Below are 7,384 nucleotides of genomic sequence, written 5' to 3' on the forward strand. Positions count from 1 at the left end.
GCCTGAGGAGGGGCAGTTATATGTTGGCTGGACGGAACCAGGCGAATGGACAAGATATACTATAGATGTGAAAGCCACAGGGATCTACCAAATTGGATTAATGTATACCGCTAATAAAGACGGGAAAATTAGCATCACAACAACTACCGGAGGAGAATCCGGTCCTCTGGAAATTAAATCTACTTATGACCCTAATGATACAATCGCCTGGCGTCAATGGCACCATTGGAACTTTGCTGAAGAGCTTGGTGAGATTGAGCTTAAAAGCGGCATACAATTACTCACTTTACACACCCTTGAAAAAGGACAGATGAATTATGATTATCTCTCCTTTGAACTTAAAAAAAACAACTAGCAAGAATTCATTATTTTAAAATTCTGATTTATGGACATACAAACAATTAAAAGAAGGGATTTTGTCAAATCTCTGGGTCTTATCTCAGCTGGAACATATGCAGCAGGTCTGGGGGCTTTTGGCCTAGGATCCTGCGAGTCTGCACCTGTCTTCAATAAAAGGGAGGCTGTTTTAAATCTGTTGACTTCAACCGGAAAGCAGGACTATATTCCAAGTGGTTTTTTCGTACATTTTGGCGAAGGGTATCAATGGGGTGATGCCGCGGTAGCCAGGCATCTCGAATATTTTAAGGCTATTGATATGGATTTTATCAAAATCCAGTATGAAGCACTGTTTCCGGCTATCGATACCATAAAAAAACCGGAAGACTGGGCCAATATGCCATTTTACGGGAAAGACTATTACGAAAAGCAGCTTTATGTGGTTACGGAACTTGTAAAACAGGGTAAAAAGTTAGCTCCTGTCATTGCCACTTTTTATTCTCCTTTTATGTGCGCCGGTCACAGTGTTACTAGTCAATTGGTTACCGAACATTTAAAACAAGATCCTGAAAGTGTTAAAAAGGGCCTTGAAATTATCACTGACAGTGTAATGATCTTTTTGAAAGAATGTATAAAATTAGGGGTCGATGGTTTCTTAGCTCCATCACAGGGCAATGAAGCTTTTAGGTTTCAGGATCCCAATATTTTTCTGGATTATATTAAGCCTACGGATATGGTTGTACAAAACGAAATTAATGATAATTGTATCTGCAATGTTTTGCATATTTGTGACTATGAAGGCCCTTATGACGATTTAAGCCCATTTATTGATTATCCTGGTCATATCGTAAATTTGAGTGATATCGTTGCTGATAAAAAGGTACCCTTAAAAGAATTGTATACCATGTTTGGCGAACGGCCTATAATGGGTGGCCTGGAGAAAAGAGGACCTATCCTAACCGGTACCGATCAGGAGATACGACAACAGGTAACGGCAGTTCTTGAAGAAGCTCCGGATCGTTTTATTTTAGGCGCGGAATGTGCTTTATTAGGCGAAGTGGATTGGAAGAAAGTACGAACCGCTGTAGACGCGGGTCATGCTATTACCAATTAGTGAATATTCTACCAGTTTTCGAATTACTTTAGAATTTAAGTCAAAAATTACAACAATAACAGCTTTCTACATATGAAATATACAGCCAATAATAAAAGGTATGACAAAATGAAATATAATCGTTGCGGAAACAGTGGTTTGCTGCTACCCGCAATATCCCTGGGATTATGGCACAACTTCGGAGGAATAGATGTATATGAAAATGGCAGAAATATGGTACGGAGGGCATTTGACCTGGGGATAACACATTTTGATCTGGCCAATAATTACGGGCCTCCGTATGGCTCTGCAGAAGAGACTTTTGGAAGAATTCTAAAGTCTGATTTAAAATCCTACAGAGATGAAATGATCATCACCTCAAAAGCAGGTTATGATATGTGGCCCGGACCTTATGGCGAGTGGGGCTCCAGAAAATATTTAATTGCCAGTTGTGATCAAAGCCTGAAGCGAATGGGACTGGAGTATGTAGATATTTTTTATAGTCACAGACCGGATCCAAACACGCCTTTAGAAGAAACGATGATGGCGCTTGATCAAATAGTTAGATCGGGTAAGGCTTTGTACGCAGGTATATCTTCCTATAATCCTGAGCAGTCTCAGCAGGCAATAAATATATTAAAAGACCTGGGTACGCCTTGTCTGGTGCATCAGCCGTCTTACAGCATGTTCAACAGATGGGTAGAGGATGGATTATTGGATGTGCTCGAAAAAAATGGGGTGGGTTCTGTAGTATTCAGTCCCTTATTCCAGGGGCTCTTGACAAATAAGTACCTTAAGGGGATTCCTGAAGGCTCCAGGGCATCAAAAGCGGATAGCTACCTGCAATCTACAGATATCACACCAGAAAAGATAGCCAAAATTAAAAGACTGAATGAAATCGCTGAATCCAGAGGGCAAAAAATGGCTCAACTGGCGCTTGCCTGGGTTTTAAGAGATAAAAGAGTTACTTCGGTAATAATAGGTGCCAGCAAAGTATCGCAAATAGAAGATGCTGTTGGGATACTTGATAAAATGGAATTTACAACGGAAGAATTACAATTAATCGAAGAAATATTAAGGGATTAGTGAGATTTGCCTCCTTTTAAAATTCGAAAGTATGCAAGAATCCCAGGGAAACCGTATTCCAGGTTCTGTTTTCTAATTGTATTCCGGTATAGGACAGGTTAATTTCAGTCATAGGCCCCATTAAATAACCAATTATAGGTCTGTAATAAATTCCGCCATCATTCCCTTTATTTAATCCAAGGCCATAACCGCCGTCCACACCAAAGGAGAACGAATTAGAAGGCCAAATTCTTAATGAAGCGGCAAGTGGTACAAATTGTACATCAGTTAGTCCAGATACAATTTCATCTGATTGAAAAGAATCTTTAAATCCGTAAATAAGTCCAGTACTTATGCCGAGATCCACTACTTCACCCAGAGCCCACATATATCCCAGATCCAAACCTACCATCAGGCTTATTTCATCATTAAAATCATCAATAGGCAAACCTGCGTGAAGTCCTAGCTTTAATCCTTCTTGCGCATAGAATCCCGTTACTGAAAAAGTGAAAGCTAATGCTATAATTATATTTTTCATTTGTACTGACATTTCATTATATAACGCCAAAACTAGCAGCTTCTTTAAAGTAGCTGTCATTTTTGTTGCCAAACAGACCTATATGGTTGTGAAAATTAAATAATATTCCTTGTAGACAAGCTCAATTGCTCTAATTGCAATTATAGCGAGTTAAATACTGCTATCTTTAATAGTTTATATATGAAAATACTCGTTAGACTTTTGATACGATATGTGCGGAATTAAAAAAAATAACATATTTTCATGGATTGTTAAGAACCGAACTTTATATATCCACCGTTTTACCAACTTATATTATGCCAAACTGTTTACCGGAATACACAAATATGGAAATAGATAGTTCAGTTTTTTAATAAACCCTTAAATTTACAGACCAAGACCAAAAACACAATACGCGAATAAACCACCAGCGAATATGAGAATAGGCATATTGAAGGAAACTCAAAAAGGCGAAAAGCGTGTTTCAATTTCTCCAACAATTACAAAACAATTAATTGATAAGGGTTTCAAATTAATTGTGGAAGAAGATGCAGGCACTTATTCATCTTATAAGAATTCAGACTACAGGGAAGCAGGCGCAACGGTAGAAAAGAGAGGTGTTGTTTTTAAAGATGCACAACTACTTATAAAAATTAATCCATTTAATGAAGAAGATTTAAAATTGGTCAGCAAAGGCCAGGTGTTGATTAGTCAATTATTTCATAAATCAAACCCGGAATTGATTCAAAAAATTGCTGATAAAGGCGCATCAGCTTTCTCTATGGATGCTATTCCCCGTATTTCAAGAGCTCAGGATATGGATGTCTTGAGTTCACAAAGCAATTTGGCCGGTTACAAGGCAGTAATTCTCGGGGCTTATGAAATGAAAAAAATATTTCCATTAATGATGACCGCCGCCGGCACTATAAAACCAGCCCGGGTTTTAATTTATGGCGCAGGAGTTGCAGGGTTACAGGCCATAGCAACGGCAAGGCGCTTAGGCGCTATGGTCAAGGCTACCGATATCAGGCTGGAGACCAAAGAACAGGTTGAATCATTAGGCGCAAAATTTATTTTGGTGGAAGGGGGTAATGGTAAATCTGACAGCGGATATGCCAAGGAAGCTTCTGAGGATTACATTCGAAGGCAAAAAGAAGCCGTTAACAAGTCGCTTTTTAAGGCCGATCTTGTAATTACCACTGCTGGCATTCCGGGAAGAAAATCTCCTATGTTAATCACTGAAGAGCAAGTGTTACAAATGAAAAATGGCGCTGTAATTATAGATTTGGCGGCTGCCCAGGGTGGTAATTGCGAAATCAGCAAACTGAATAAAACCGTATTGAGAAAAGGGGTGAAGGTGATCGGCACATCTATAGCCCCGGAGAGTGTTTCTACAAACGCAAGTGATTTATATGCCAAAAATATGTACAATTTTATTATGCATCTGACCGAAGACACCAAATTCAAATGGGATCTGGAAGAACAAATAACAAATGAAACTTTAATTGTACATAACGGAATTATTCGAAATTAGAAAAACAAATACTATGAATGAAGTGATAGAATTTATTAGTGCTAATCTCGAAATCACATACATCTTAATCCTTGCGATATTTGTAGGTGTTGAAGTCATCAAGAACATCCCTGCAGTATTGCATACGCCATTGATGTCAGGTGCTAATGCTTTAAGTGGTGTGGTGGTCGTGGGCGCCATATTGGTTATGCTGAATTCAGATCCGGAAGATTATCTGGCCCTGACCCTTGGATTTATAGCGGTAATTTTAGGAATCTTAAATGTTGTGGGTGGTTTTGCAGTTACAGGCAGAATGCTTCAAATGTTTAAAAAGAAAAATTAATGAGTATATCATTGAGTATTATCTATCTGATAGCCACGATAACCTTTGTTATTGGATTAAAAAAACTGGGACATCCGGTTACTGCAAAAAACGGCAATTTAATTGCTGCCATTGGTATGGGTCTTGCTATTGCAGGGACTATTTTTATCCATGATTTACAGGTGCCAACAATTATTTATATTTTAATTGGGTTGGCAATAGTAATAGGTTCTGCTATAGGAGCCTGGATGGCCATAAAAGTGAAAATGACAAAGATGCCGGAATTAGTCTCTTTGTTCAATGGCTTTGGGGGTGCAAGTGCGGCCCTAATTGGTTTGGTAGAATTCAGTAAAAATGTGGGAGATAAGATGCAAGCCACAACTATTGTCTCAGGTATAATTATCGGGGCAATTACTTTTTCAGGAAGTTTGATAGCCTGGGGAAAATTAAATGGGTCCCTTAAAAGCGTAGTGAAAATTCCTTTTCACAAAATAGTAAACAATCTTTTTTTAATTGGGATTATTGCTTTTGCTGTCTTTATGGTAACTACAGGTGTTAACGATCAGGTTTTTGTGGGGATTTTGTTGGCTACCGGTTTAATTTATGGAATTTTATTCGTACTGCCCATAGGTGGTGCCGATATGCCAGTGGTAATTTCATTACTTAATTCTTTGACCGGAATTGCAGCAGCAATAACCGGAATTTTATATTCCAATATGGTGATGTTAGTAGGAGGTATTCTTGTGGGCTCTGCCGGGATTATACTTACAATAGCAATGTGTAAGGGAATGAATAGAACCTTAGGCGCAGTGATATTTGGTTCTTTCGGAGCAACAGATTCTGTAGCTGATTCTGATAAAAAATTTGGGTCCATTAAGAAAACAAACCCCAGCGATGCCGCAATTATGATGAATTACGCTACCAATGTAATTATTGTACCGGGTTATGGTTTAGCAGTTGCTCAGGCACAACACGTCATTCATGAATTAGAAGAATTGCTGACGAAGAAAGGAGTTAATGTTAAATATGCCATTCACCCCGTAGCCGGCCGTATGCCGGGCCACATGAACGTATTGCTTGCAGAAAGCAATGTGGATTATTCCCTGTTGTTAGAAATGGATGATATTAATCCTCAATTTAAGAATACTGATGTTGTTCTTGTAGTTGGAGCAAATGATGTGGTAAATCCTGCTGCACATAACGATCCTTCAAGCCCAATTTATGGAATGCCTATCCTGGATGTTGAAAATGCTAAACATATCATAGTTAATAAACGTACCATGAATGCCGGATATGCCGGAATTGAAAATGAACTGTTCTACAATGATAAAACAGTTATGCTTTTTGGGGATGCGAAAGACGCATTGACCAGTCTGGTTAGTGAATTGAAGAATATGTAATGAGGATGGGGGTAACCCAAAACGAAGATAATACAGGAACCTCCTGGTTAATTGGTTTTTTTATAGCTCCAAACTGCCAATCCATTCATTACTAGTGCATAGAGCAATGTTTTTATCATCTGAGGTAATATATCTTTAAACGACGAGCCTTTAAGCATTACCATTCGCATTACTTCAACAAAATATTTGATGGGGTTAAACTCGGTTATAAACTGGGCCCATTGTGGCATACTTTCTATGGGCGTGAATAAGCCACTCATTAGTATAAAAATCACCATAAAAAACCAGGCTATAAACATGGCTTGTTGCTGGGTATTTGTAAAATTGGAAATAAATAATCCTATCCCTAAAACAACAAATATATATATAGATGTATAGGCGTACATCAGGGCTAAACTCCCCACTATTGGAATGTCGAAAATGAGTTTTGCAATGATGAGGCCAATGGTTAACAACCCCATTCCAATAACCCAAAAAGGAAACAACTTCCCGATAATAAACTGCTTTTTTTGTATGGGTGTAACATTTATTTGTTCCAGAGTCCCGATTTCCTTTTCCCGTACAATATTCATCCCGGACAGGAACAGGGTAATCATTGTAACCAGTAATACCAATATACCGGGGACCATAAAAGTTTTATAGTTTAAGGTCTCATTATACCAAAAGGAAGGAATTGTTGTGATCTGTATGGGTCTATTAATTTTATCTGAAGCCTGCATCAATACAGTTCTTAGATTCTTATTAAAACTTTGTACAATCTGACTTACGTAAACGCTTTCTACACCGGCTGTGGCCCCATCTATGGCATTTATGGTCAGTCCTAATTCATTTTGTTTTTCCTTAATCAAATCCCTTTCAAAATAGGGTGGTATTTCTAAAACCACATCCACATTACCATTTAGCATAGCAGAATTTGCCTGTTTTTCAGAAGCAAAAGCTGTGAGAACATTAAAATAGGTTGATGCATTGAATTTTTCCAGCAACGCACGCGACATGGCTGTACGATCATTGTCCAGGTAAGCAAATTTGATGTTTTTAATTTCAAATGTTGCTGCATTTGCCAGGATCAGAAGCTGAACCATAGGCATAATAAAAATAATAGGCAGCATTCCCTTATTTCTAAAGATCTGCTTAAACT

Annotated in this window: 8 protein-coding genes; 6 read left to right on the forward strand and 2 right to left on the reverse strand. The window is 38.3% G+C overall.

Annotation, left to right across the window (positions count from 1 at the left end):
• From WBM60_RS14650 to mgrA, 3 genes are all read left to right on the forward strand, one after another.
• Positions 1-355, forward strand: a 355-nt coding sequence (locus WBM60_RS14650; RefSeq protein WP_424283261.1) for a carbohydrate-binding protein, incomplete at its 5' end; no start/stop codon positions are given.
• A 30-nt stretch (positions 356-385) separates the two neighbouring features.
• A complete protein-coding gene (locus tag WBM60_RS14655; protein ID WP_424277764.1) occupies positions 386-1,450 on the forward strand; it encodes a uroporphyrinogen decarboxylase family protein in 1,065 nt (354 codons plus the stop codon).
• 72 nt (positions 1,451-1,522) lie between these two features.
• A complete protein-coding gene (gene mgrA / locus WBM60_RS14660; RefSeq protein ID WP_424263707.1) occupies positions 1,523-2,515 on the forward strand; it encodes an L-glyceraldehyde 3-phosphate reductase in 993 nt (330 codons plus the stop codon).
• 16 nt (positions 2,516-2,531) lie between these two features.
• On the opposite strand, the gene WBM60_RS14665 is transcribed toward mgrA, so the two are convergent.
• The gene (locus WBM60_RS14665) at positions 2,532-3,032 is read right to left on the reverse strand and encodes a hypothetical protein (RefSeq protein ID WP_424263705.1); all 501 of its coding nucleotides are present in this window, start codon (positions 3,030-3,032) and stop codon (positions 2,532-2,534) included.
• A 415-nt stretch (positions 3,033-3,447) separates the two neighbouring features.
• On the opposite strand from WBM60_RS14665, the gene WBM60_RS14670 reads away from it, so the two are divergent.
• Genes WBM60_RS14670 through WBM60_RS14680 form a run of 3 tightly spaced genes read left to right on the forward strand, consistent with a single transcriptional unit; the run spans position 3,448 to position 6,246 of the window.
• Entirely contained in the window at positions 3,448-4,545 is a 1,098-nt protein-coding gene (locus WBM60_RS14670; RefSeq protein WP_424263703.1) for a Re/Si-specific NAD(P)(+) transhydrogenase subunit alpha, read from the forward strand.
• Positions 4,546-4,558: 13 nt separating this feature from the next.
• Positions 4,559-4,867, forward strand: a complete 309-nt coding sequence (locus WBM60_RS14675) for an NAD(P) transhydrogenase subunit alpha (RefSeq protein ID WP_424263701.1) — start codon at positions 4,559-4,561, stop codon at positions 4,865-4,867.
• Entirely contained in the window at positions 4,867-6,246 is a 1,380-nt protein-coding gene (locus WBM60_RS14680) for an NAD(P)(+) transhydrogenase (Re/Si-specific) subunit beta (protein ID WP_424263699.1), read from the forward strand. The genes WBM60_RS14675 and WBM60_RS14680 overlap by 1 nt, the downstream gene beginning before the upstream one ends.
• Before the next feature lie 47 nt (positions 6,247-6,293).
• Here WBM60_RS14680 and WBM60_RS14685 read toward each other — a convergent pair.
• A partial coding sequence (locus tag WBM60_RS14685; RefSeq protein ID WP_424283262.1) for an ABC transporter permease occupies positions 6,294-7,384 on the reverse strand: 1,091 nt, incomplete at its 5' end.

It is taken from the genome of Eudoraea sp. (assembly GCF_049669105.1).
In the GTDB taxonomy this organism is placed as follows: domain Bacteria; phylum Bacteroidota; class Bacteroidia; order Flavobacteriales; family Flavobacteriaceae; genus Eudoraea.